23 protein-coding genes and 2 pseudogenes are annotated in these 24,363 nt (G+C 74.1%); 11 read left to right on the forward strand and 14 right to left on the reverse strand.

The window, feature by feature from the left end; translation table 11 throughout:
* Positions 1-5 precede the first annotated feature (5 nt).
* Positions 6-2,708: a hypothetical protein gene (locus tag AB0C73_RS05270; protein ID WP_362524806.1), complete on the reverse strand. Its 2,703-nt coding sequence runs from the start codon at positions 2,706-2,708 to the stop codon at positions 6-8.
* 211 nt (positions 2,709-2,919) lie between these two features.
* Between AB0C73_RS05270 and AB0C73_RS05275 the strand changes: the two genes are divergently transcribed.
* Both AB0C73_RS05275 and AB0C73_RS05280 read left to right on the forward strand, forming a co-directional pair.
* The gene (locus AB0C73_RS05275; RefSeq protein ID WP_362524808.1) at positions 2,920-3,414 is read left to right on the forward strand and encodes a hypothetical protein; all 495 of its coding nucleotides are present in this window, start codon (positions 2,920-2,922) and stop codon (positions 3,412-3,414) included.
* 104 nt (positions 3,415-3,518) lie between these two features.
* Positions 3,519-4,190, forward strand: coding sequence for a DUF305 domain-containing protein (locus AB0C73_RS05280; protein ID WP_362524810.1), 672 nt, complete (start codon positions 3,519-3,521; stop codon positions 4,188-4,190).
* Positions 4,191-4,342: 152 nt separating this feature from the next.
* Here AB0C73_RS05280 and AB0C73_RS05285 read toward each other — a convergent pair whose 3' ends face one another.
* From AB0C73_RS05285 to AB0C73_RS05300, 4 genes are read right to left on the reverse strand one after another with little or no spacing between them, the layout of a single operon-like run.
* Positions 4,343-4,714: a VOC family protein gene (locus AB0C73_RS05285; protein ID WP_362524812.1), complete on the reverse strand. Its 372-nt coding sequence runs from the start codon at positions 4,712-4,714 to the stop codon at positions 4,343-4,345.
* Positions 4,711-4,932, reverse strand: coding sequence for a hypothetical protein (locus AB0C73_RS05290; protein WP_362524814.1), 222 nt, complete (start codon positions 4,930-4,932; stop codon positions 4,711-4,713). Before AB0C73_RS05290 ends, AB0C73_RS05285 begins: the two co-directional genes overlap by 4 nt.
* Entirely contained in the window at positions 4,929-5,978 is a 1,050-nt protein-coding gene (locus tag AB0C73_RS05295) for a hypothetical protein (protein ID WP_362524817.1), read from the reverse strand. Before AB0C73_RS05295 ends, AB0C73_RS05290 begins: the two co-directional genes overlap by 4 nt.
* Positions 5,975-7,444, reverse strand: coding sequence for an NAD(P)/FAD-dependent oxidoreductase (locus AB0C73_RS05300; RefSeq protein ID WP_362525576.1), 1,470 nt, complete (start codon positions 7,442-7,444; stop codon positions 5,975-5,977). The genes AB0C73_RS05295 and AB0C73_RS05300 overlap by 4 nt, the downstream gene beginning before the upstream one ends.
* 184 nt (positions 7,445-7,628) lie before the next feature.
* Between AB0C73_RS05300 and trxA the strand changes: the two genes are divergently transcribed.
* The gene (trxA, locus tag AB0C73_RS05305) at positions 7,629-8,012 is read left to right on the forward strand and encodes a thioredoxin (RefSeq protein ID WP_362524819.1); all 384 of its coding nucleotides are present in this window, start codon (positions 7,629-7,631) and stop codon (positions 8,010-8,012) included.
* A 73-nt stretch (positions 8,013-8,085) separates the two neighbouring features.
* Here trxA and AB0C73_RS05310 read toward each other — a convergent pair whose 3' ends face one another.
* The 3 genes from AB0C73_RS05310 to AB0C73_RS05320 all read right to left on the reverse strand — a co-directional run bounded on the left by AB0C73_RS05310 (position 8,086) and on the right by AB0C73_RS05320 (position 10,849).
* A complete protein-coding gene (locus tag AB0C73_RS05310) occupies positions 8,086-9,273 on the reverse strand; it encodes a thiolase family protein (protein WP_362524822.1) in 1,188 nt (395 codons plus the stop codon).
* 136 nt (positions 9,274-9,409) lie between these two features.
* Positions 9,410-9,703: a hypothetical protein gene (locus tag AB0C73_RS05315; RefSeq protein WP_362524824.1), complete on the reverse strand. Its 294-nt coding sequence runs from the start codon at positions 9,701-9,703 to the stop codon at positions 9,410-9,412.
* Between the two features lie 105 nt (positions 9,704-9,808).
* Complete coding sequence (locus AB0C73_RS05320; RefSeq protein WP_362524826.1) at positions 9,809-10,849, reverse strand: LacI family DNA-binding transcriptional regulator; 1,041 nt, start codon at positions 10,847-10,849, stop codon at positions 9,809-9,811.
* A 188-nt stretch (positions 10,850-11,037) separates the two neighbouring features.
* Here AB0C73_RS05320 and AB0C73_RS05325 point away from each other — a divergent pair, with 188 nt between their 5' ends.
* A complete protein-coding gene (locus AB0C73_RS05325; RefSeq protein ID WP_362525579.1) occupies positions 11,038-11,241 on the forward strand; it encodes a hypothetical protein in 204 nt (67 codons plus the stop codon).
* 82 nt (positions 11,242-11,323) lie between these two features.
* Positions 11,324-12,766, forward strand: coding sequence for an SPFH domain-containing protein (locus tag AB0C73_RS05330; protein WP_362524829.1), 1,443 nt, complete (start codon positions 11,324-11,326; stop codon positions 12,764-12,766).
* A 70-nt stretch (positions 12,767-12,836) separates the two neighbouring features.
* On the opposite strand, the gene AB0C73_RS05335 is transcribed toward AB0C73_RS05330, so the two are convergent.
* Both AB0C73_RS05335 and AB0C73_RS05340 read right to left on the reverse strand, forming a co-directional pair.
* On the reverse strand, positions 12,837-13,013 hold the full coding sequence (locus AB0C73_RS05335) for a hypothetical protein (RefSeq protein WP_362524831.1): 177 nt from the start codon (positions 13,011-13,013) through the stop codon (positions 12,837-12,839).
* A gap of 54 nt (positions 13,014-13,067) precedes the next feature.
* Entirely contained in the window at positions 13,068-13,895 is an 828-nt protein-coding gene (locus tag AB0C73_RS05340) for a TIGR02452 family protein (RefSeq protein ID WP_362524833.1), read from the reverse strand.
* A 197-nt stretch (positions 13,896-14,092) separates the two neighbouring features.
* Here AB0C73_RS05340 and egtA point away from each other — a divergent pair, with 197 nt between their 5' ends.
* The 4 genes from egtA (at position 14,093) to egtD (ending at position 18,670) form a co-directional block, all read left to right on the forward strand.
* Complete coding sequence (gene egtA, locus AB0C73_RS05345; protein ID WP_362524836.1) at positions 14,093-15,376, forward strand: ergothioneine biosynthesis glutamate--cysteine ligase EgtA; 1,284 nt, start codon at positions 14,093-14,095, stop codon at positions 15,374-15,376.
* Between the two features lie 224 nt (positions 15,377-15,600).
* The gene (gene egtB, locus AB0C73_RS05350; RefSeq protein ID WP_362525581.1) at positions 15,601-16,956 is read left to right on the forward strand and encodes an ergothioneine biosynthesis protein EgtB; all 1,356 of its coding nucleotides are present in this window, start codon (positions 15,601-15,603) and stop codon (positions 16,954-16,956) included.
* On the forward strand, positions 16,956-17,708 hold the full coding sequence (gene egtC / locus AB0C73_RS05355; protein ID WP_362524839.1) for an ergothioneine biosynthesis protein EgtC: 753 nt from the start codon (positions 16,956-16,958) through the stop codon (positions 17,706-17,708). The genes egtB and egtC overlap by 1 nt, the downstream gene beginning before the upstream one ends.
* Complete coding sequence (gene egtD / locus AB0C73_RS05360) at positions 17,705-18,670, forward strand: L-histidine N(alpha)-methyltransferase (RefSeq protein ID WP_362524841.1); 966 nt, start codon at positions 17,705-17,707, stop codon at positions 18,668-18,670. The genes egtC and egtD overlap by 4 nt, the downstream gene beginning before the upstream one ends.
* Here egtD and AB0C73_RS05365 read toward each other — a convergent pair.
* From AB0C73_RS05365 to AB0C73_RS05375, 3 genes are all read right to left on the reverse strand, one after another.
* The gene (locus tag AB0C73_RS05365; protein WP_362524843.1) at positions 18,565-20,340 is read right to left on the reverse strand and encodes a 1-acyl-sn-glycerol-3-phosphate acyltransferase; all 1,776 of its coding nucleotides are present in this window, start codon (positions 20,338-20,340) and stop codon (positions 18,565-18,567) included. The two genes, egtD and AB0C73_RS05365, sit on opposite strands and share 106 nt — an antisense overlap.
* Entirely contained in the window at positions 20,337-21,179 is an 843-nt protein-coding gene (locus AB0C73_RS05370) for a GNAT family N-acyltransferase (protein ID WP_362524846.1), read from the reverse strand. The genes AB0C73_RS05365 and AB0C73_RS05370 overlap by 4 nt, the downstream gene beginning before the upstream one ends.
* Before the next feature lie 452 nt (positions 21,180-21,631).
* A complete protein-coding gene (locus AB0C73_RS05375) occupies positions 21,632-22,879 on the reverse strand; it encodes an extracellular solute-binding protein (protein WP_362524848.1) in 1,248 nt (415 codons plus the stop codon).
* Positions 22,880-23,162: 283 nt separating this feature from the next.
* Between AB0C73_RS05375 and AB0C73_RS05380 the strand changes: the two genes are divergently transcribed.
* Positions 23,163-23,378 (forward strand): dodecin, encoded by a 216-nt coding sequence (locus AB0C73_RS05380; RefSeq protein ID WP_362524850.1) that lies wholly within the window; start codon positions 23,163-23,165, stop codon positions 23,376-23,378.
* Between the two features lie 164 nt (positions 23,379-23,542).
* Here AB0C73_RS05380 and AB0C73_RS05385 read toward each other — a convergent pair.
* Positions 23,543-24,030: pseudogene (locus AB0C73_RS05385) on the reverse strand (hypothetical protein).
* 94 nt (positions 24,031-24,124) lie between these two features.
* On the opposite strand from AB0C73_RS05385, the pseudogene AB0C73_RS05390 reads away from it, so the two are divergent.
* A pseudogene (locus AB0C73_RS05390) lies at positions 24,125-24,277 on the forward strand (LLM class flavin-dependent oxidoreductase); the annotation flags it as partial.
* Positions 24,278-24,363 lie beyond the last annotated feature (86 nt).

Consider the following 24,363-nt stretch of genomic DNA (forward strand, 5'->3'; position numbering starts at 1 on the left):
GCGCCTCAGATCTGCTGGCCGGTCTTGGGGTCGTACGTGACCTCGACGGCGACGACCTGGTCGGTGGGCAGGACCTCTACCCACTGGTCGAAGATCCGGTACGGCTCGGCGGGGCGGAAGCCGCCGGCGAGGGGGTCGAAGCCGGTCTCGAAGACCTGCTCGGCGGCGAGGGTGTTGGCGACGCTGGTGTTGGCCGTCTCCAGTTCGGCGGCGAGGAGTTCGAGGACCCGGCCGATGGTCTGGTCACGGTACGCGTCGGGGTCGCCCTCCTGCCAGGCGTACGGCTTGTCGAGCGCGGCCTCGCCCTCGACCCCCGCCTGGGTGAGCCAGCCGAGGGCCTCCCGCTCGTGGCCGGGCCGGATCGGCAGGACGGCCTTCACCCAGGCCGAGTTGAGGAACTCGTTGCGCCGCTCGTCGCCGTCGGCCTGGACCAGCCAGCCCAGCGAGCTGCCCATGGGCGCGGGCTGGGAGTCGGGGGTGATCAGATAGTCGACGCGCCATTCCTGCGCGGGGGCGGGGTTCTTGGCGTCGGGCGCGTTGTGCGCGCTGGTGCGGGAGTAGGCGGTGAGCACGGTCTCGCCGGCCAGCGGGTCGCCTTCGGTGCCCTCCCAGCGGGCGGGCGGCACGGGGTAGCGGCCCGCCGAGTCGGGTCCGGCCGGGGCGGAGACGTCGTCCGGGCGCCAGAAGTCGGGCGAGACGAAGTACAGCATCTGGTCGACGTCGAAGATCTGCCGGATGAGTTCGGCCTCCAGATGCGCGTCGGCGGGGTCGAACAGGCGGAGCTGGTCGACGAGATGGGCGAAGACGGAGTGCCGTTCCTCCTTGCGCAGGTCCTCGGCCGGCCGCGGCCTGACCTTGCTGAGCAGGGTGGTGCGTTCGCGCACGGCCGCCGCGTACGCCTTGCGCTGGAGGGCGGCGACCTCCTTCTCGTACTGGGCGAGCGCGGCCCGGTAGGCGACGGCGGCCGGGTCGACGGCGGGCGGCTCCCAGCGCAGCTGGAGGGTGAAGGTGATGACCGGGGTGCCGCCGAAGTGCACGTTGTCCGCACGGACCTGGAAGCGGCCGGTGTCGGGGCGCTGGATCACGTACTTCACCAGGAACTTGGCGTCGGTGCCGTGCCCGTTCTTCGCGGAGACCAGCTGCACGAAGTCGGGGTTGGTGCTCAGGGTGTAGCCGGGGGCGGGCGGGATGGCTCCGTAGTCGAAGTTCGCGACGATGTACTCGTCCTCCTCGCCCCGCCACATCCGGTCGAAGCCCTCCTGGCGGCGCCAGTCGGCGTCGTTGTGCGGGGCGTTGGTGCTGTCGGGGTGCTCGGCGATCGGGAAGGTGCCGGTGAAGGTGGACAGGATCGGGGTGAGCGGCTCGGGCGGTTCGGGCTTGCGCAGCGAGGTGAGGTCGGGCGCGGGCACGATGTCGACGAGTTCGCCGAGGCCGAGCACCCGGCCCGGCGCGTTCACGAAGACCTGCCAGCTCATCCGGGTGCCGATGTGCTGGACCTGCACGCCGACCTTGCGCATCTTGCGGCGCAGCTCGTAGTTGGCGAGCCGGTCGGTGGTGTTCTGCACGACGTACCGGCGGCTGGACGTGTCGGTGGTCTCGGTGACCGTCTTGAAGGTGGTCGAGAAGTTGCGCCGGATCTCGCTGCTGACCTTCGAGCTCTGGGTGCGGGTGTGCTTGTGGGTGAGCTCGGAGGACTTGCTGGTGGTGGACTTGGTGGCGTAGCTGGCGCTGGCGTCGGCGTGGTAGATCCCGGCGAAGGAGGCGCCGCCGGCGGCGCTCGCGCCGAGGCTGGTGTCGTTGGCGTTGGACTCCTTGACGGCGTCGGCGACGTCGTTCTGGTCGGTGAGGGTCTCCTCGGACTTGCGGACGGTCTCCTCCGACTGGCTCGCGGTCCGCTCGACCAGCGTGCGGCGGGTGCTGGTCTCGACGAGCTCGACCATGCCGCCGGGGCTGAGCCACAGATGTCCGGCGGGTGCGCCGAGGAAGGTGTCGAACTCGTAGAAGTACTGCCGGAACAGATTGACCAGGCCGACCGGCGACAGGATGCCCTCGGTGGGCGGCTGCTGCCCGGCGAGCCGGGCGAGCGCGGCGAGCTCGGGGTGCTCCAGGCCGCGCGCCGCCGGGCCGGCGAAGACCGTGGCGGCCGGGCGCGGCGCGTTCGGGTCGGCGAGCCGGCCCGCGCTCCCGTATCCGAGCCAGCCGGGCAGCGGCTGGTAGACGCCGAACAGCTCGCTCGCGTACGGCAGGGTGCCGGCGAACTCGCCGACCGGCCGCCCGGCGCGCACCGGCCCCGGCACGGGCGCGGGCAGCACCCGGGACGGGCCGGCGGGGCCGCCGGGCGAGGTGGCGAAGGGGGTCACCGTCCAGGGCCGGCCGGTGTCGCGGACCACGAGGAGCAGGTCCCGCTCGGACTGGGTGGGCGGGGCGACGAAGGAGATCGTCACCGGTCCTGTGCCGGTCACGGTCCGGCCCGCGTACTGCCGGCCCGAGCCGGGGTCGGCCTCGGTGAAGGCGCCGTCGAGCGCGGGCACCCCGGGGAACAGCGTCGGGTCGCGCAGGTCGACGTCGGCGGGCAGGGCGAGGGCGACCCGCTGCCCCGGACGGAGGTCGGCCGGAGTGGCGGGCTGCACCCGGTAGGACCAGATCTGGTACCAGGAGCCGTCGGTGGGGAGCGGGGTCCGTCCGGCGAAGGTGACGACGATCGACATGGGCGTGCCTCCCGGCGAGTGGTGCCTTCCGTGATCAGGGTCGGGCCGGGGACGGGCCGGTGTCACCGGCGTGGCCGGTGTACGCCACGGGGGTGGATCCGGCGCCCTCGGACGGTACCGGGCTGGGGTATCGGGTACGGTCGGTCGGGGCGAACGGACAGACGGACAGACGGACAGACGGACGCATCGAGAGGCGGGAGGAGAGGCAGCCGTGCACACGGGACGAGAGCGCAGTGGCCGGACGCCGGCCCGCGGTGCCCTGGCGCACCTGCTGCTCGTCGTCGTGCTCGCGCTCGGTGTGTTCGTGATGCACTCGGTCGGCCACCCGGGGGGCTCCTCCGGCGGTGGTACGGGCGGGGCGGCGGCGCATGTCGCCGTGGCCGCCCATGAGGCCGGCGGCACCTCGTCCGCGGGCGGCCACGCGCACACCACCGGCCCGTCGGCCGGGCACCACGCGGACCGCGCCTCGGCCGCCGTCCCCGCCCCGGCGTCCTCGCACGACTCCGGCGGCGGGATGGACATGACCACGCTGTGTGTGGCGGTCCTCGGGGCCTGGCTGCTCGCCGCCCTCGTCCGCGCCGCCCTGCGGCGCGCCCGCCGGGACCTCACCGTCCCGCCGCTCGCCCGGCTCCTCGCGGCCCTGCGCCCGCACGCGCCGCCGCCCCGTCCTCCCGACCTCGCCGCGCTGTCGGTCCTGCGGATCTAGGGCGTACCGCCCCGCGGGCTGCCTCGTGCTGCCTCGTGCTGCCCGCAGACGCGTACGACCGACCACAGGAACGACACCACGAACGAGAACGAGGTGTGACACCCATGCGTGCCCTCAAGAACGTCAAGAACTCCCCCGCTCGCTCCGCCACCCGCCGTACCGCCCGACGGCTCGCCGTCACCGGCGCCGTCGCCGCGGCCGGGCTGCTGCTCGCCGCCTGCGGCGGGTCCGACGGCGGCTCCATGAGCGGGATGGACCACGGCGGGATGACCTCCGCCCCGGCCGCCTCCGTGCCCGCCGGCGCCGGCGCCTCGGCCGGCTCCTTCAACGACGCGGACGTGATGTTCGCGCAGATGATGATCCCGCACCACGAGCAGGCCCTGGAGATGGCGAAGCTCGCCGACGGGCGCGCGGAGGACGCGGAGATCAAGAAGATCGTCGGGGCGATCGAGAAGGCCCAGGATCCCGAGATCCAGAAGATGCAGTCCTGGCTCAAGGCCTGGGGCAGGCCCGAGGCCATGGAGGGCGGAAGCGGCCACTCCATGGGCGGGATGATGTCCGACACGGAGATGAAGGACCTGGCGGCCGCGAAGGGCAAGGAGTTCGACCGCACGTTCGCCGAGCTGATGATCGCGCACCACGAGGGCGCGGTGAGCATGGCGAAGACGGAGCAGACGAGCGGTGCGGACCCGGAGGCGAAGAAGGTCGCCGACGACGTGGTGCGGACCCAGACCGCCGAGATCACCCAGCTGAAGCAGATCCTCGCCCGGCTCTGAGCCCCGGGGCCCCGAGCCCCTCGGCTCCCGGGCCCGCCCGGCGGTCCCGCGCCCCGCGCGCGGGACCGCCGGTGGCCACCGCGGCGAAGGCGGGGGTGAGCTGGAGGGGGGCGGCGGTCGCGGTAGTGGCCGCGACGGCGTTCCGGTTCACCTCACGCTGATGGGCGGTCTCCGGACGGGCCCTGGCCCCAGGTGCGGGAGCAGTGGGCCGGGACCCAGGTGCCGCCGGCGGCGAGGAGGCGGGCGACCTGGAACTCGGCGACGGGCCTGCCCAGGTAGACCACGAACAGGTCGTCCACGGTGGGGGTCGGTTCGAGGGGCTGCTCGGCGTGCGGGTCGCGGGTGAGTTCGAAGTGCCAGCCGCCGGTTGCCGGGCCGACCATCAGCAACTCGTGCTCGCCGGGGGCGGGGTCGGTCTTGCGCCACAGGACATCGAGGCCCAGGCCGTCGACGTAGAAGCGCTCGGCGGCGGCGAGATCGTGGGAGGGGCGCGCGACGCGGATGTGCGTGGCGGCGTCGATCACGCGGAGGCCTCCGGGGCGGGGTGGTGGGAGGCGCGGCTGAACTGCTCGGTCATGTCCGAGGACTCTACGATCACGGAACCGAGCCGGCCAGTCCGCCTCCGCTCCGGGCCCTCGGCGGTGGCCCAGTGGTGCCCGCCCGTCCACAGCCCGGGAACGATCTCGTGCCACGGGGCCTCCGGCTCGGGTGTGCCGTCCTTGTCTTTCTGACTGTCCCTCAACTTCCATTCTCCTCCCAGGGAAGGGGCTCGATCTCCTCGAACGGCCAGGCAGGAGCGTCGGGGTGACGTTCCGTCTGCTCGGCGTACCAGATGATCTGCTCGGTGTGGAGCGCGGGCCGGGACAGCCGGGCCAGTGTGGGGTACGAGGCAGGGATCGCCCGCGCGAGGGCGAGCGCGGCGCCGGCATCGGAGCCGGGTTCGCCGGGGTGGAGGTGCGGGATGCCGTACCAGTCGGCGACCGCGTGGAGGGAACGGCTCCCGGGGCGGTAGCGGTCGGCGTGCCGGTCGAGGACGAGCGGATCGCAGATCGGACCGACACCGGCCGGCACGCGGACGCTGAGCGGGGCGAGGCCGTGCCGGAGCAGCTCGGCGTGCAGCGTCGTCAGGACGTAGGGGGCGAACCAGACGACGAGGATCTCCCCGGAGGCGAGGTGCTCGGCGACGAGACCGGCCACCTCGTCGAGGACCTGGGCCGGGGGCAGGGGTGGCGGTTGAGGGGTGGGGGTGGGGGCGGCACCGGGAGTGGGCGCAACGCCCGGCTCTCTACCGGAGCCCGGGCCGGGCGTGAGGCCGGAACTGGCCGACAGGCCGGGCTCGATCTTCCGGCCAGGGTCGCCATGCGGCCCGCGGCCGGAATCCGGGGCCCGCCCCGAGCCGGACAGCGGGCCGGCATCCGGCGCCCGGCCAGGACCGGCGCTCGCGCCCCCGCCACGGCCCGCCACGCCGCCGTCCCCGGCCTCCCGCCCCGGGGTGATCGCCCAGTCGCGTTCCTCCCCGTCGCTGCTTCTCAGCGCCGCCGACACGATGCGGTCGATCGCGAAGCGGTGGCCCGTGGTCGCGATGTCCAGCGAGAGGAGCCGGCGGTGGTGCCAGCCCGGGTGGTCCGTGGGTGGGGGCGGGCCCGGGGGTGGGGCGTGGGGTGGGTGGTAGGTCTGCCAGCCGTGGGGGGTGTGGCGGAGCAGGCCCGTGCCCGCCGGGACCGGGGCGCCGCAGTGGGCGCAGATGGCGTCGTACTCGTTGGCGCGCTCCCCGGAGCCGGGCGTCATGCCGGGCCCCCTCCGTCGCGGTACGCCTCAAGGAGCCTGAGCCAGGCCTCGCTGAGCGTCGGGTAGGACGGGACCGCGTGCCAGAGGCGGGCGATCGGGACCTCGGCGGTGACGGCGACGGTGGCCGAGTGGAGCAGTTCGCCCACGCCCGGGCCGACGAAGGTCACGCCGAGGACGACTTCGCGGTCCAGGTCGACGACCATCCGCGCGTGGCCCTTGTAGCCCTGCGCGTAGAGCCCGGCCCCGGCGACCCCGGTGAGGTCGAGGTCGACGGCCCGCGCCCGGTACCCCGCGGCCTGGGCGGCGGCCAGGCTGAGCCCGACTGCCGCCGCCTCCGGGTCGGTGAACACGACCTGCGGCACGGCGGCGTGATCGGCCGTCGCCCGGTGCGGCCCCCACGCACCGCCATCCGCCTCATCCGCCTTGTCCGCCTTGTCCGCCGTCGCTCGCGCGGCGATCGCGGCCCCCGCGATCCGCGCCTGGTACTTGCCCTGGTGGGTGAGCAGCGCCCGGTGGTTGACATCGCCGACCCCGTACAGCCAGTCGTACCCGTCGACCCGCAGGCTGTCGTCGACGGACAGCCACGAACCCGGCTCCAGGCCCACCGTCTCGAGGCCGATGTCCTCGGTGCGCGGCCGCCGCCCGGTCGCGAACAGCACCTCGTCGCCCTCGACATGGTCGCCGCCCTCCAGGACCACGGTCACCGGCCCCGTGCCCCCGTCCCGTACGACCGCGGCGACGGACGCGCCGTAGCGGATGTCGGCACCGCGTTCGGCGAGCGCGGCGGCGACGAGTTCGCCCGCGAACGGCTCCATGCGGGGCAGCAGTCCACCGCCCCGGACGAGGAACGTGACGCGGGAGCCGAGTGCCTGCCAGGCCGTCGCCATCTCGACGCCGACCACTCCCCCACCCACCACCACGAGGCGTTCGGGCACGCGCTCGGAGCTGGTGGCCTCGCGGCTGGTCCAGGGGCGGGCGCCGGTGAGGCCCGGCAGGTCGGGCAGGACGGCGCGGCTTCCGGTGCAGACGGCCACGGCGTGACGGGCGGTGAGGACATGGCGGTCGCCCTCGGCGCCCTCGACCGCGACCCGGCGCGGGCCGTGCAGGCGCCCCTGGCCGCGGTAGAGGTCGGCGCCGGTGGACCGTACCCAGGACACCTGGCCGTCGTCCTGCCAGTTGCCGACCACCTTGTCGCGGTGGGCGAGCACCTCGTGCGCGTCCAGCGGGCCGTACGCGTGGGAGCGCAGACCGGCCACACGGCGCGCCTCGGAGCGGACGATCGCCGGGCGGAGCAGTGCCTTGCTGGGCATGCAGGCCCAGTACGAGCACTCCCCGCCGACCAGTTCGCTCTCAACCACCGCCGCGCTGAGCCCGGCCGCCCGGACCCGGTCCACCACGTTCTCGCCCACCGGTCCCGCGCCCAGGACCACCACGTCGTACGTGCGCTCGTGCGTGTGCTCGTACATGCGCTCGTGCGTGTGCTCGTGCGTGTGCTCGTGTTCCGCCGCTCGTGTCATGCAGACCAGTCTGCGGGCGGCGGCGCGGATCGGCGCGGAATACGGCGGCTCGGTACGCCGTTGTGCCGGACGAGTCCCCAGGGGACCGCAAGGCAACCGCCAGGCAGGCGCCAGGAGACGGAAGGCAGGGAGCATGAGCACCGTAGAGCTCACCAAGGACAACTTCGACCAGATCGTGAGCGAGAACGAGTTCGTTCTGATCGACTTCTGGGCTTCCTGGTGCGGCCCGTGTCGTCAGTTCGGCCCGGTGTTCGAGGCCGCGTCGCAGCGGCACGAGGACCTGGTCTTCGCCAAGGTGGACACCGAGGCGCAGCAGGAACTGGCGGCGGCCTTCGAGATCCGCTCGATCCCCACGCTGATGATCGTGCGCGACAAGGTCGCGGTGTTCGCGCAGCCCGGCGCGCTGCCGGAGGCGGCTCTGGAGGACCTGATCGGCCAGGCCCGCAAGCTGGACATGGACGAGGTGCGCCAGTCCATCGCCGATGCGCAGGCAGCCGGCGCCCAGAAGCAGGCCTGAGCCTGGCGTGACCCGGACGTGAGAGTGGCGGGCCCCGTGATCCACGGGGCCGCCCTTCGCTCGGCCCGGGTGTTCAGCGCTCCAGGACGAGGGCCAGGCCCTGGCCGACGCCGATGCACAGCGCCGCGAGGCCCGTGCCGGAGCCGGCCGCCGCGAGCTGGTGGGCGACCGCGCCGGCGAGGCGGGCGCCCGAGGCGCCGAGGGGGTGTCCGATCGCGATGGCGCCGCCGCGCGGGTTGACGACGGCGGGGTCGAGTTCCGGCCACTCGGCGAGGCAGCCGAGGGATTGGGCGGCGAAGGCCTCGTTCAGCTCGAAGGTGGTCAGGTCGCCGAAGCCACGGCCGGACTTCTCCAGGGCGCGGCGGACGGCCTCGACCGGGCCGAGTCCGAAGAGCTGCGGTTCGATGCCGGTGACGGCAGACGCGCGGATCCGGGCCAGCGGCTCGCGGCCGGTCTCGCGCAGACCGTCCTCGTCGACGAGGAGCAGGGCCGCGGCCCCGTCGTTGAGGGGCGAGGCGTTGCCGGGCGTGACGGTGCCGCCGTCACGGCGGAACGAGGGCTTCAGCCTGGCCAGGGCCTCGGTCGACGTGGAGTCGCGGATGCACTCGTCGCGTACGAGATCCACGCCCTCGTACGGCACGACCTCGCCGTCGTACAGCCCCTTGGCCCAGGCCTCGGCGGCCTTCTGGTGGCTGGCGAGGGCGAAGGCGTCCTGGGCCTCGCGGCTGATCGCGTGCTTGTCGGCGACGAGTTCGGCGCCCTCGCCGAGGGCCACGGTCCACTCGGCGGGAAGGCGCGGGTTGGTCATGCGCCAGCCGAGGGTGGTGGAGTGGAGCTGCTGGTGGCCCGCCGGGAAGGCGCGCTCGGGCTTCTGCAGCACCCAGGGGGCGCGGGACATCGACTCGACGCCGCCGGCCACGGCCACGGAGGCGTCGCCGAGCGCGATGGCGCGGGCCGCCTGGATCACGGCCTCCAGGCCCGAGCCGCAGAGCCGGTTGACGGTCACTCCGGGCACCGAGGCCGGGAGGCCGGCGAGCAGGACGGCCATCCGGGCCACGTCCCGGTTGTCCTCGCCGGCGCCGTTGGCGTCGCCGAAGTACACGTCGTCGATCCGGGCGGGGTCGAGGTCGGGGGTACGGTCGACCAGGGACCTCACCACGTGGGCGGCGAGATCGTCGGGGCGGACGGAGGAGAGCGCACCGCCGAACTTGCCGATCGGAGTGCGGACGGCGTCGACGATGTAGACGTCGCGGATGCTCATCGGTTCTCTCCCACATGCCCTGTGTCGGAACGGCCCGGACGGGCGGACGGATGCCGGGAACGACGACGATCCGTTCGCCTGGTGAAGGCTTCTTCGCCTTCGCCCGCCCGAGTCTCCGCCCGCCCCGCGCCTCCTGTCAACGCCCGCCCTCGGCGCTCCGCCGGGCCGTCTCCGGGCCCCTGATCAGCGCCGTCAGTCCGTAGTCCAGCTCGCGTCCGTCGACCAGGAGCGCCTCCACCGTCCGCGTCTCGGGGTCGATGTCGGCCACCAGACCGTGGCCCTCGTAGATCGGATAGCCGGTCTCACCGGTGCGGCCGGTCGCCTCGACCACCGCCGAGCGGACGGCACTGTCCTCCACGGAGGCGCCGCCGCGGTTCTCCACGTGCGCCGGAACCAGCAGGATCTCGAAGCGCTTCGGATGTGTGCTCATGCAACCGACGCTAAGCCGCCCGCCCCCGGCCCGCCGCCCGGCCGGGGGCCGGGGCCCAGGCCGGGGGCCGGGGCCCGGGCCGGGGCCGGGCGGCGGGCCGCGCCGTCAGCTGGACTCGCGGACCACCATCCGCGAGGCGAACAGCTCGTGCCGCTCCGGCGGCGTCCCTGGCTCGCGCACCACGCGGTCCACCAGCTCCGCGAGCTCCTGGCCGCCGACCATGTCGATGTGCACGGTGCTGAGCCGGGGGCGCAGCAGCCGGCCGAGCACCAGGTCGTCCGAGCCGACCACGGCCGTCTCGTCCGGCACCGCGATCCCGGCGTCCTGGAGGGCGCGCATCAGCAGCATCGCGTACTCGTCGTTGTACGCGAACACCCCGTCGACGCCGAGTTCGCGCCATCGCGCGGCCAGTGCGGCGGCGGGCTCCTCCTCGTACGCCAGCGGCAGCGGTACGACACGGGCGTCGGCCTCGGCCGCCGCGGCCCGCACGCCCTCCAGGCGCGGTACGGAGAACATCTCCAGGCCCGGTTCCTCGGGCATCACCACGCCGATGGTGCGGCAGCCGCGCGCGACGAGGTGCGCGCCGGCGTCGCGGCCAACCCTGGTCAGGTCCATGACGACGGCGTGGGTGCCCTCGACCTCCCGCGGGCCGATCGTGAGCACGGCGCGGGCGCCGGCGCGCCTGAGCAGGTCGACGCCGGCGGGGGTGAGGTCGACGTGGCCGAGCGAGACCACCGCGACCGGCCGCAGCTCGGCCCAGGCGCGGACCGCCTCCTCCCCGTCGAGGCCCACGCTGCCGTACTGCACCACGGTGTAGTCGAGTCGTCGCAGGGCCCACTGGAGTTCGTTGAAGAAGCGGCTGTAGAGCGGGCCGACCGGCACGTGCGCGGTGGGCATGAGCACCATCCGGCTGTGTCCGGCGCGCAGGCTGCGGGCGCCGGCGTGCGGCACGTAGCCCAGTTCCTCGGCGGCCTCGCGGACCCGGCGGCGGGTGGGCTCGCTGATCCGTACGGCCGCGGTGTTGTTGAGGACGTAGCTCACGGTGGCCCGGGAGACCCCCGCGAGCCGCGCCACGTCGGCGCTGGTGGGGACGGAGCGCCCGGCGGACTGCAGTGCGGCGGGCTGCCCCTTGGGTGACTGGCTCATCGGTCCGGCATCTTTCCAGAACGATCCGGCGCAGGGTCTGGCGGATGGCCGGATTCGGGTGTCACACAAGCTTCACACGCGCCGTTGACACGTGTCATCACCCACCACCCGTTCCGTGCGCTGACCGGCTCCCGTACCGCCCGGGCGGGGTACTGACGTACCGTTCGGTCATGGACGACGACGCTTCGATGGTGGGCCTGCTCGGCCGCGTGACCGGCACAGTGGGACCCGGCCTCGTCGGCGAGGTGATCGTCCGCATCCGGGGCGGCGCCGAGCACTTCCTCGCCTACCCGGCCACGGGCAAGGACCGGATCGAGCCGGGAACGGTCGTGATGGTGGTGGAACATCTCCCTCCGCGCACCGTGTATGTCACAGCCGCGTACGACAGTTGACAGATCCATTGAGCGGCAGGGGCGCCAGGAGGAGACTCCCTTCACCGGAACCGCTCGGCTCCGGTGAAGGGGGACCTGTCCAATGAGCCTCGGGATCGTGGCGGGCGGCGTCGTCGGCGCCCTCGTCCTTCTGATCGCTCTGTTCAAACTGATGTGGCGCGTCGCCGAACCCAACGAGGCGCTGATCATCTCGGGTTCGAACCACAAGAACGAAGGCCTCGGCGAGGGCATGGGCTTCCGGATCGTCACCGGCCGGGGCACGCTCGTGCTGCCCGGTGTCCAGGCGGTGCGGAAGCTGTCGCTCGACCTCAACGAGACGCAGCTGTCGGTGGAGTGCGTCACGCACCAGGGCATCCCGCTCAAGGTGCGGGGCGTCGTCATCTTCAAGGTGGGCGACGACTTCGTGTCGATCGCCAACGCCGCCCGCCGTTTCCTCGACCAGCAGAAGCTGATGTCGGAGCGGGTGCACATCGTCTTCGCCGGTCATCTCCGCGCCATCGTGGGCGGGTTGACGGTGGAGGACATGATCCGTGACCGGGAGAAGCTGACCGGGCAGGCGCGGGCGGCCTGTGGCACGGAGATGGAGAAGCTGGGGCTGATCGTGGACTCCCTGCAGATCCACGAGATCGACGACCCCACGGGCTACATCAAGAACCTGGCGGCGCCGCACGCGGCGGCCGTGCAGCGGGACGCGCGGATCGCGCAGGCGGAGGCCAACCGCCGGGCGACCGAGGCCGAGCAGCAGGCCGCGGCGCGGATGTCGGAGGCGACCAGGGACAGCGAGATCCTGCAGGCGGGCTACCAGGCCGAACGGGACCAGGCGGGCGCGAAGGCCCGTCAGGCCGGTCCGCTGGCGGACGCGGCCGCACGCCAGGAGGTCGTGGTCCAGGAGACCCGGGTCGCGGAACTGGAGGCCAACCGGAAGGAGCAGCAGCTGCAGGCGGAGGTCCGCAAGCCGGCCGACGCCCTCGCGTACGAGAAGCGCACGCTGGCGGCGGCCGAGCGCGACGCCCGGATCCTGGCCGCCGAGGCGGAGGCCCGTAAGACCGAACTGGCGAGCGCGGCGACGGCGACGGCCACCCGGGTGACCGGTGAGGCGGAGGCCGCCGCGGCCCACGCCAAGGGTCTCGCGATCGCCGAGGCGACCCGGGCGAAGGGTCTGGCCGAGGCGGAGGCGATCAAGGCGCGGGCCGCGGCGCTCGCCGAGAACCAGGAGGCCGTGGTCGCGCAGCAACTGGCCGAGAGGTGGCCGGAGATCGTGGAGGCGGGTGCCTCCGCCTTCGGCAACGTCGACCAGATGGTGCTGCTCAACGGCGCGGACGGGATGGCGGACATGTTCGCCAAGGCACTCACCATGGGCGGCACGGGCCTCGGCCTGGCGCGGCAGCTGCTCGCCAACATGAGCCCGAACGGTGCCGGGGCGGCGCAGCAGCAGTCCCCGGCCTCGGTGCCCGCGCCGCGCACCGAGGAGATCACGGTCGGCGACGACCCGCAGCAAGGGAGTGAGCAAGACCTGAGAAGGTGAGCACGTCCGGAGACACCGGAAGGGGCCCGGTGCGCCAGTCGGCGCCGGGCCCGTTCCTCCGGTGCACGTCTCAGTTGTGCCCGAACTTCCGTTCCCTGCGGTGGGAAGGGACGTCGATGGCCGGGCGTGGCGCCTCGGACGACATCGGCGAGCTCGGGCTCTCCTTGGCCGCGACCGCCGCACGGTGCTCATGGCCTCCGCTGCGGGCGCCCTTGTTGACCCGGGTCTGCTTCTTGCCCACGATCATGCCTCCCGTCCTGGATCTCGTTCCAGACTCGCACGGAGGCACGAAAGGCGCATATCAGGCGCCCTGGAAGACCTGCCGGAAGGCAGCGAGGGTCGTCTTCTCGCGGGTGCGGTCGAGGATGCCGAGGACGATCTCGTCGAAGTGGCGGGCGAAGCGGCCGTCACCGGTGAGCAGGGCCTTGAAGGCGCCCGCGACCTCGGCGGGGTCGTTCTGGAAGACGCCGCAGCCCCAGGCGCCGAGGACGAGCCGGCGGTAGCCCTGCGCGGCGGCGGTCTCCAGGACCCGCTCGGCGCGGGCGGCCAGGGCGGCGGGGACGCGGCCGGCCAGTGCGGGGGTCTGGCGGCGGATCACTCCGGCGTTGGGCGCGGGTGAGGTGAGGAAGCCGACGGCGAAGGGCTCGGCGAGCAGCCGTCCCGCGTCGTCGCGGAAGACGGGGACGGCGGGCGAGTAGATGACCCGGTCGGTGTAGAAGGCGTCCCGGTGTTCGCGGTGGTGGGCGTAGTACTCCGGAGCCCGCAGCAGAGTGGTGTAGAGGGCGGAGGAGCGGCACAGGGCCTCTTCCTGGGCCTGGGCGCCGTTGAGGTAGCCGCCGCCGGGGTTGCGGGCGGAGGCGAAGTTGAGGACGGCGACGGGGGTGCCGGGGTCCTCGCGGAGCATCCGGCGGGCGGCGGCGAGGCTGCTCTCGCCGGTGACCGCGATGCGGGTGGTGCGGTCGGTGCCGGGGGTGACGGGTACGGGCTCGGGGCCGTACAGACGGGTTCCCGCCACGGCCGTGGCCAGCCGCTCGGCGAGGGGGACGACGCGTCCGCCGGGGCCGGTGTAGTGGCCGGCCGCCACGATCTCCTCGTTCTCGCGGGCGAGGGCCCGCAGTCGTGCGCTCATGTCCCGAAAGCATGATCGACACCGGTGACGCGGGGCAACGGGATTTGCGCCGTGGGTACGCGCCGGGCGCCACGCGGGGCGGGCGAGGGGTGCGCGAGGGGTGTACGCGGGGTACGCGAGGGGTGCGCGAGGCGCCCTTGCACGCCCGTGCCGGGTGGCTTTAGGTGGAAAGCAGCGCTTTCCCAGGAGGTGGAGCGATGACGACACCGTCGTCGAACGGCATACCCCGAGGTGGTTCTCCTCTGGGTGATTCTCCTCTGACCGAGGAGACGGCCGAGGACCTGCTGCGATGTATCTGTTTCAAGACGGGGCCGCCGCGCGCGGTCGGGGCCGAGCTGGAATGGCTCGTCCACGATCTGCGTGATCCCCGCCTTCCCGTTCCGCCGCGCCGGCTGGCCGCGGCGATCGACACCGTACGGGCGCTGCCGCTGGTGGCGGCCCTCACCTTCGAACCCGGTGGGCAGCTGGAGCTCAGCTCGCCGCCCGCCGCCTCCCTCATGGAGTGCCTGGACTCGCTCGCCGCGGATCTGCGGGCGGTACGGCAGGCACTCGCCCCGCTCGGACTCGGCCTCAGCGGCTACGGCGTGGACCCCTGGCACGCGCCGCGCGCGCGGGTGCTGCACGAGCCGCGTTACGACGCCATGGAGCTCGCCCTCGGCCGGACGGGTCCGTCCGGGCGGGCCATGATGTGCGAGTCGGCGTCCGTGCAGGTCTGTCTGGACGCCGGTCTCGACGACGACGGGCCGCTCGGCTATCGCAGCCGCTGGCGGCTCGCGCATCTGCTCGGCGCGGTCCTGGTGGCCGCGTTCGCCAACTCGCCGGTGCACGGCGGGCGTCGGACCGGCTGGCGGTCGACCCGGCAGGCGCTGTGGACGGACCTGGATCCGGGCCGGGCGCTCGCCCCGTCCCCGGACGGCGAGCCGCGCGCCGAGTGGGCGGCGCACGTCCTGGACACCTCGGTCATGTGCGTACGCACCCCGAGCGGCCCGTGGGCGGTGCCGGAGGACCTGACCTTCCGGGAGTGGCTGCGCTCGGGCCTGCCGCGCCGGCCCGACGCGGACGATCTGCGCTACCACCTGACCACCCTCTTCCCGCCGGTGCGACCGCGCGGGCATCTGGAGCTGCGGATGATCGACGCACAGCCGGGGCCCGACGGCTGGATGGTGCCGCTGGCGGTCACCACCGCCCTCTTCGAGGACCCGCGGGCCGTGGCGGCGGCGCACCGGGCGGTACGGCCGCTGGCGGCGCTCGCCGGGGACGCGCCCGCGCCGCGCAATCCGCTGTGGACGACGGCGGCCCGCGACGGGCTGACGAGTCCGCTGCTCCACCGGGCGGCGAAGGCCGTGTTCGAGGCGGCCCTTGAGGCGCTGCCGCGGACGGGGGCGACGCCCGAGGTGGTGGGCGCGGTCGCCGCGTTCCACGCCCGGTACGTGGTGCCGGGCGGCTGTCCGGCCGACGAGCTTCTGGAGGTGGCGTCATGACGGCGCAGGGGACGACAGCGGGCGACGGGAACGGAGCCGGGAACGGGAACGGGAACGGTTCCGGGCCGGGGGCGGGGAACGGGACCGGAGCCGGGGCCAGGGCAGGAGCAGGCGCCGGAGCCGGGAACGGTTCCGGGAACAGTTCCAGGCCGGGAGTCGGGGCCGGCTCCTCGCCTGCTTCCGCGCCCGGGTCCGCGCCCGGGTCCGGGCTCGACGAGGGGGAGCTGCGGCGGCGGACGGTGGCCGTCCTCGACGCCGCGCGGGCGCGCACCGCGCTGCTCACCTCCTGCGTCGAGGACTCCGAACTCACCGCCCAGCACTCGCCGTTGATGTCGCCGCTCGTGTGGGACCTGGCGCACATCGGCAATCAGGAGGAGCAGTGGCTGTGGCGGGCCGTCGCCGGCCGCGAGGCGCTGCGCCCCGAGATCGACTCGATGTACGACGCCTTCCAGCACCCGCGCGCCAGCCGCCCGTCACTGCCGCTGCTCGCCCCGGCCGAGGCGCGGGCGTACGCGGCGGACGTACGCGACCGGGTCCTCGGCATCCTCGGCGCCACCCGGCTCGAAGGGCGTCCGCTGGTCGACGCGGCCTTCGCCTTCGGCATGATCGCGCAGCACGAACAGCAGCACGACGAGACGATGCTGATCACCCATCAGCTCCGCAAGGGACCGGCGGCACTCACCGCCCCTCCCCCGCCGGTCACGGCCGCGGAGCCGCTCACCGAGTCCGAAGTCCTCGTCCCCGGCGGCCCGTTCACCATGGGAACCTCGGACGAGCCGTGGGCCCTGGACAACGAACGCCCGGCGCACACCCGGATCGTGGCCTCCTTCCACATCGACACCGTGCCCGTCACCAACGGCGCCTATCAGGCCTTCATGGCCGACGGCGGCTACCACGACGAGCGCTGGTGGCGGGCCGAGGGCTGGGACCAGATCCGCCGGCACGGCATCGAGGCGCCGCTGTTCTGGCGCCGGGAGGGCGGGCAGTGGCTGCGCCGCCGCTTCGGGGTGACCGAGCCGGTCGCCGAGGACGAGCCGGTGCTGCACGTCAGCTGGTACGAGGCGGACGCCTACGCGCGCTGGGCGGGGCGCCGGCTGCCCACCGAGGCCGAGTGGGAGAAGGCCGCCCGCCACGACCCGGCGACCGGCCGGTCCCGCCGCTACCCGTGGGGCGACGCCGACCCCACCCCCGTACACGCCAACCTGGGACAGCGGCACCTGGGACCCGCGCCCGCCGGAAGCTATCCGGAGGGGGCCTCGCCGCTCGGGGTGCGCCAGCTGATCGGCGACGTGTGGGAGTGGACGGCGAGCGACTTCCTGCCGTACCCGGGCTTCACGGCCTTCCCGTACAAGGAGTACTCGGAGGTCTTCTTCGGCCCCGAGCACAAGGTGCTGCGCGGCGGCTCGTTCGCCGTCGACCCGGTGGCCTGCCGTGGCACCTTCCGCAACTGGGACCTTCCGGTGCGGCGGCAGATCTTCGCCGGGTTCCGCACCGCCCGTGACGCCGGTGACGCCCATGACGCCCGTGGCGTCCGTGACACCCGTGACGCCCGTGACACCCGTGCCGCGGAGTCCGCCTGATGTGCCGGCATCTCGCGTTCGTCGGCGCGCCGGTGGCGCTCGGCGACCTGCTGCTGCGGCCGCCGCACTCCCTGGAGCACCAGTCCTGGGCTCCGCGCACCCAGGCCAGCGGGACCGTGAACGCGGACGGCTTCGGTGTCGGCTGGTACGCGGACGGCGATCCGGTGCCCGCCCGCTACCGGCGTGCGGCGCCCATCTGGGGCGATCCCGGCTTCGCCGACCTCGCCCGGGTGGTGCGCACCCGGGCGCTGCTCGCCGCCGTCCGGGGCGCGACCCTGCCCGGGGCGGACGGGGAGGCCGCGGCGGCGCCCTTCGCGGCCGACCGCTGGCTGTTCAGCCACAACGGGGCGGTGCCCGGCTGGCCCGGTTCGCTCGCGCCGGTCGCGGCGACCCTGCCGGCGGCGGCGCTCCTCGACCTGGCGGCCCGCACCGACTCGGCGTTCGTCTGGGCGCTGGTCCTGCACCGGCTGCGCGCCGGGACCGCGCCCGGCGACGCGCTCGCCGCGACCGTGCGGGAGGTCGCCGGGGCGGCGCCCGGCGCCCGGCTCAACCTGCTGCTCACCGACGGCTCGACCGTCGCCGCCACCACGTGGGGGGACTCGCTCTGGTACCTGACCGGGCCCGGCCGGACGGTCGTGGCCTCCGAACCGTACGACGACGATCCGTCCTGGACCGAGGTGCCGGACCGCACGGTCCTCACCACCGGTCCCGGCGGCGTCACCCTCTCCCCGATCGAGGAGCCCTCCCCGTGAGCCCGTTCCAGCTGACCCGCACCCTCGCCGAGCACGCCACGGAGGCCGCGCTGCGCGCCGATGTGCTGCACGGCCTGACCCGTACGCCCAAGGAGCTGCCGCCGAAGTGGTTCTACGACGCGCGCGGCAGCGAGCTGTTCGAGGAGATCACCCGCCTGCCGGAGTACTACCCGACGCGTGCGGAGCGCGAGATCCTCATCACCCGCGCCCCCGAGATCGCGGCCGCCACCGGGGCCCGGACCCTGGTGGAGCTCGGTTCCGGCTCCTCGGACAAGACCCGCCATCTGCTCGACGCGCTGCTGCCCGGTCTGGAGTCGTACGTCCCCGTGGACGTGAGCGAGTCCGCCCTCAAGGGCGCGGGCGAGGCCCTGCTCGCCGAACGGCCCGGCCTGCGGGTGCACGCCCTGGTCGCGGACTTCACCCAGGGCCTCGACCTGCCGCCGACCACCGGCCCGCGGCTGGTGGCGTTCCTCGGCGGCACCATCGGCAATCTCCTTCCGGAGGAACGCCGCGCGTTCCTGGGGGCGGTCCGCGCGATGCTGACGCCGGGCGACGCGCTGCTGCTCGGCACGGACCTGGTGAAGGACGAGGCGACGTTGGTCGCCGCGTACGACGACGCGGCCGGGGTGACGGCCGCCTTCAACAAGAACGTGCTCGCCGTCGTCAACCGCGAACTCGGCGCCGACGCCGACCCGGCCGCCTTCGAGCACGTGGCGCTGTGGGACCCGGCCCACGAATGGATCGAGATGCGCCTGCGGGCGCGCCACGCGCTCGCGGTGAAGATCCCGGAGCTGGATCTGGTGGTCCCGTTCGAGGCGGGCGAGGAGCTGCGGACGGAGGTCTCGGCGAAGTTCCGTCAGGAAGGGGTACGGGCGGAGCTCGCGGCCGCGGGCTTCGCACTGGCCCGCTGGTGGACGGACGAACAGGGGCGGTTCGCGCTCTCGCTGGCGACGGTGGTCTGAACGAGGATCGCTGCGAGCGGGGCCGCGGCAGGGCCGGCCGAGGCGCCCCGGCCGGCCCCCGCAGCGACAAGGCCAAGGCCGACGGCGGCCTCGGCGGCCCGAGCCAGCACCCGGCGGGCCGGCACACGCGGGTCCCGGGTCCGGGGGCCTGAGGTCCGCCCGCCCGGGGTCCGGCGTTCGGGCACCCCACGGTCCGGGGCCTGGGGGTTCTCGGCCCGGGGACCCCGGGACTGAGGATCCTGGGGCTGGGGGGCCGCCGTCCGGCGGTCCGGGGACACAGGGGCCGGGATCCGGGGAGCCACGGTCCGGTGGTCCAAGGCCTGAGGGTCCAGGGTCCGGGAACCCGAGATCCGGGGACCCGGGTCCTGAGAATCCGCGGCACGCAGGTCCGCGGTCCGGCAGTCCGTGCCCGGGGAGCCCTGCCACCCCGGGCCCCGACTCCCCGGGGACTGAGAGTCCGCGATCCGAGGACCCAGGACCTGGGAATCCGCGGCACGCAGGTCCGCGGCCCGGCAGTCCGGCGCCCGGGACTCCGCGCCCGGGCAGTCCTGCCACCCCGGGCCCCGACGACCCGGGGACTGAGGGTCCGGGATCCGAGGACCCAGGACCTGGGAATCCCCGGCTCGGCGGTCCGAGGACTGCGGGTCCGCAATCCGGCGAGCCGACGCCCAGGCGTCTTGGGCGCCCACGTCCGCGGCCCGGCGGTCCGACGCCCGGGAGTCCGGTGCCTGCCGCTCCGAGGCTCGGCGGTCCGGGAGCTGAGGGTCCGGGATCCGGGGACCCGGGTCCTGGGAATCGAGGGCGCGCCGGGGCGCAGACCGTCGGTCTGCGGCGCGGCGGTCCGAGGGGTACAGGTCCGCGGCCAGGGAGTCCGATGCCGGCCGCTCCGCGGCACGGCCGCCCGGCCCGCGGCCTTCCGCATCTCCCACCGGCGAGAGCGGCTCCATGAGCCGGATCTCGGCGACGAGGCCGCGTGTCGTCGCGATGCGCCACAGCGACGCGCCCAGCGAGTCCTCGCCGACGTAGCCGGCGGGGCCGACCGGGGTGTAGGTGATGCGGACGGGCTGGATGTCGGTGCCGGTGTCGACGGCGGCCTGGAAGGCGGCCGGGCGGAAGGCGCCGCGGGCGCGGCCGCACCAGGTGGAGCCCTCCGGGAAGACGACCACCCGGCCGCCGGCGGCGAGCGCGCCGGACATGGCGGCCACGGTGGCGGGCAGGCTCTTCAGCCGGTCGCGGTCGATGAAGACGGTGCCGCCGAGCGCCGCGAGCGGGCCGAGCACGGGCCAGCCGCGCACCTCCCGCTTGGCGAGCATCCGCCCCGGAAGCACGGCCGCGACCAGCGGGATGTCCAGCCACGAGATGTGGTTGGCGACCACGAGCAGCGGCCCGGGGCCCGGCACGGGCCGGCCGGTGACCCGGACCCGTACGCCGAAGGCACGCAGCACGGACCGGCACCAGAGCCGTACCAGGAAGTGGCGCCCCGCGGCCGGCAGCGGCGCCGCGAGCGGGGAGAGCAGCACGCCCAGGAGCACGGTCGCGAGGCCGGTGGCCAGCCGGAGGGCGCCCGCGACGGCGCCGCCGCGCGGGGCGGCGGCACCGGGGTGGGCGGCGCACCGGCCGGGTGTGCACGGCGCCGTGGGGAGCCACGGCGAGACGGCCGGGGTGCTCACCGGGCCGGGGCGAGCGAGAGGAAGTGGCGCAGATAGCGGGGGTTGGTGCGGCCGAGCGAGAGCAGCACGTAGAGGTCGGCGACGCCGAAGTCGGGGTCGTGCGCGGGCGCGCCGCAGACCCAGGCGCCGAGCCGCAGGTAGCCGCGGAGCAGCGGGGGCAGTTCGACGCGGCCCTCGGCCGGGGTGACGCCCTCGGGGGTCCACAGGCGGTGCGGGGTGACCCAGTACTCCTCGGGGGCGAGGTTCTTGGCCTTGACCGTCTCCCAGGTGGCGGCGGCGAGCGTGCCGCCGTCGGCGAGCGGCACGGAGCAGCAGCCAGCCAGCCAGTTGTGTCCGGTGCGGGTCATGTAGCGGGCGAGGCCGGCCCAGACGAGGGCGATGACGGCGCCGTTGCGGTGGGCGGGGTGGACGCAGGAGCGGCCGACCTCGACCAGGTCGTGGCGGATGGGGGCGAGCCGGGTGAGGTCGAACTCGCTCTCCGAGTAGAGCCGGCCGGCGACGGCGGCCCGCTCGGGCGGGAGGACCCGGTACGTGCCGACGACCTCGCCGGTGTCCTCCTGGCGTACGAGCAGGTGGTCGCAGTACGCGTCGAACGCGTCGCTGTCGAGGCCGGGCTCGGGTCCGTCGAGGCGGGCGCCCATCTCGCCGGCGAACACCAGGTGGCGCAGCCGCTGGGCGGCGCGGACGTCCTCCTGGGTCCTGGCCAGCTCCACCACGTACCGGGGCTGCGGCGCGGCGCCGGCCTGCGGCTGGGGCTGGGGCTGCGGCTGGGGCGGGATCGCGGCGAGGGGGACGGCCGAGGGTTCGGCGACGGGCTGGGCGAGGGGAACGGCGGCCATGTCGGGCTCCTCCGGCGGTGCGAACGGGGACGGTCGGAGCCGGGCCGTGCGAGCGGTGGCCCGGCCCTTCGTTTCTTCCGCGACCGACTGGATTCGACGTGACCGGACGGGGACCGGTTGGTGTGGAGGCGCTGAATGGTGGGCGGAGCGGGCGAGGTGACCGGCGCGTGGCCGCGGGGCGCGGCGCGGGCGGGTGCGGCCCGGCGTGGGCTGGGCGGTTCGCCGCGGAACCCGGTGCGGCCCGACGGGGTCGGGTGCCGGCCCGCCCGACGGGTGAGGCGAACCCGGACGGGCCGTGCTCCGCCCGTCCGGCGGAGTGGACGGCCTGACCGGCGCTTCGCCGCGCGGCCAGGTGCGGCCCGGCGTGGGCCCGGCCGTACGGCCGGGCGTGACCGCCCTGTCGGCGGAAACGGGGCGCCCCCGCTCCCCCTACTCCACTCCGCCTACTCCGCCTACTCCGCCAGCGTGTCCGTGATCTCCTCGGACGCGGCCCTCGCCGCCTGCCGCGGGTCGTCGCCCGACAGCACCGCCGTCATGTAGGGCTTGATCGGGTTGTCGGCCTCGACGTCGGCCCACTGCGGGGAGTTGGGGGTGGCGCGGCCGCGGGCGGCGCCGACCGCCATGGTCGCGGTGGCCTCCTGGCCGGCCACGACGGACGCGAGGGAGGCCTTGTTGGGGACGTAGTTCATGGCGCGGGCGAGTTCGCCCTGCCACTTCTCGCCTGCGAGGGCCTTGACGACGTCGAGCGCGGCGGTCCGGTCGGGCGCGTTCTCCGGGATGATCAGGTCGGAGCCGCCGGTGAAGACGGCGCAGGGCCGGCCGGCCTTCTTGCCCGGGATGGGGAAGAAGCCCAGTTTGTCCTTGAGTTCGGGGTTGGCCTTGGTGATGGCAGCGATGGCACTCGGCGCGGCGATCATCTGCGCGACGTCGCCCCTGGCGAACACCTCGGCCTGCGGCGGGGTCTGCTCGTCGGCGTCCTTGGGGCCCTTGCCGAGGGCCTGGAGGCGCTTGTAGAAGTCCATGCCGCGCAGGGACGCCGGGCTGTCGAGCGCACCGACCCAGGCACCGCCCTTGTCGACGGCGAGGTCGCCGCCCTCGTCCCAGATGAAGCCGGAGAGGGTGTACCAGTCCTGTCCGGCCAGGTAGATGCCCTGGGTGCCGCCGTCGTTGAGCTCGGCCGTGTCGTCGAGCCACTCGTCGCGGTCCTTCGGCGGCTTGACCCCGGCCGCGGCGAACAGGTCCTTGTTGTAGATGACGATGCGGTTGGCGGCGTACCAGGGGATGCCGTACTGCGCGCCGTCGATGCTGCCGGGCACGGCGAGACCGGGCAGCCAGTCCTCGCTGCCGAGGTCGCGGACCGACTCCAGGGTGAGGTCGTAGAGCTTGTCGGTGTCGGCGTACTGCGCGACCTGGGTGTTGCCGACCTCGATGACGTCGGGGCTGCCCTCGCCGGTGATGGCCTCGGTGACCTTCTTGCCGATGCCGGTCCACTCCTGGATGGTGACCTCCAGTTCGATGCCGTCGTGCTCGGCCTCGAAGGACTCGGTGAAGCGCTGGAGGAAGTCGTCGCTGACGCTGTCTCGCATCAGCCACAGGTTCACCGTGCGGGACTTGGGGCCGCCACCGGGGAGGAGTCCGCAGCCGGCGAGGGCGAGGGCGGACACGACGGCCAGCGGACAGACGAGACGGCGGTTCTTCACGTGGGTCACCTTCTTCGGTCCAGTGCATGGCGCCCTGGTGGGGGCGATGTCATGGGGGCTGACCCGACGTGTGGGGGGACCTGACGGGAGGTTCGCGCGGGTATGTGGCCTGGATTCTGGTCTGGACCAATGCGGATGGTCAAGTCCTTGACCATCTCCGTCTCGCTCGTCTCCCCATGCCCGTCCCCCTCCCCGGCCCGGACGCGGACGTGTCGCGGACCCGCCCTGTCTGGGGCACGGTGGAGGAGACCGCACCGAGGGCACCGAGAGGAGTCCGGCTCCCATGTCGAACCACACCTATCGCGTCACCGAGATCGTCGGCACGTCCACCGAGGGCGTCGACCAGGCCATCCGCAACGGAATCGAACGGGCCTCGCAGACCTTGAGGGGTCTGGACTGGTTCGAGGTCACGGAGGTGCGCGGCCATCTCGTCGACGGCGCGATCGAGCACTACCAGGTGGGCCTGAAGGTCGGCTTCCGCCTGGACGAGGAGGGCTGAGGGCGGGCTCAGGCGTTACGGGGCGGGGTGCGGGCACCGCGACGACGCGGCGCCCGCCAGGGGACGGAGGCCAGGACGGTTCCGCCGCACCCGGCCCCACCGCACCCGGGCCCCGGGTCGGCGCCGTCCACCCCCGCCCCCGGCGCCCCGCACCCCACCCCTCGTCAGGTCCGGCCCTCCGTCTCCTGCGCCTCCTTCAGGGCCTCGGACGGCGCCGCCCAGCGGGCCCGTACCACCGTGAAGCCGGCCGACTCGGCGGCGTCGCAGACCAGCTCGTCGTCGTCGACGAGCATCCGTACCTCGCGGTCGCGCGCGAGACGGCGCAGCACCTCCAGCTTGGTCTGGCGGGCCGGGCGGAAGTCCCGGTCCCGCCGCATGTGCACCGGCCCCTCGGGCAGTCCGTGCGCGGCGAGCCAGTCGAGGGTGTCCGGCGGCAGCGCTCGGGCCGCCCGGTGAGATAGACGACATCGCAGTCCTCGGCGCTCTCCCGGCACAGCGCGACCCCCTCCCGCAGCGGCGGGTCCTTGGGCGCGGCGGCGAAGAAACCGTCCCAGTCGCGGGGCCTCCCCTCCAGGAAGTGCTGCCGGTGCGCGGTCGAGGCGAGGGTGTTGTCGAGGTCGAAGACGGCCACGGGCCGGTGCTGTCGGGTCACTCCCTCAGCGTAGACACGGCCGCTGACACCACCCGGCCGTCACGCTCGGCGGGAATCCTCCGCGCCGGAAGGCGTTGGAACGGGGGTGAGCAGCATGACGACGTCACTCGACACGATCCGCGGCATCCGCTTCTCGGTGCTCGACCGCTCCCGTACGCGGGAGGGCGAGGACGGCGCCCGGGCGCTGCGCGACACGGTGCGCCTGGCCCAGGAGGTGGAGGCGCTGGGCTATCACCGGTTCTGGGTGCACGGTACACCCTGCTAGCAAGAAACATTGCAGGTCAGAGCCACTTGAACCCATAGCGACCTCCCTACCCTCCGCCGGCCGGCATG

This window comes from Streptomyces sp. NPDC048623, from assembly GCF_040650755.1.
Classification (GTDB): Bacteria; Actinomycetota; Actinomycetes; order Streptomycetales; family Streptomycetaceae; genus Streptomyces.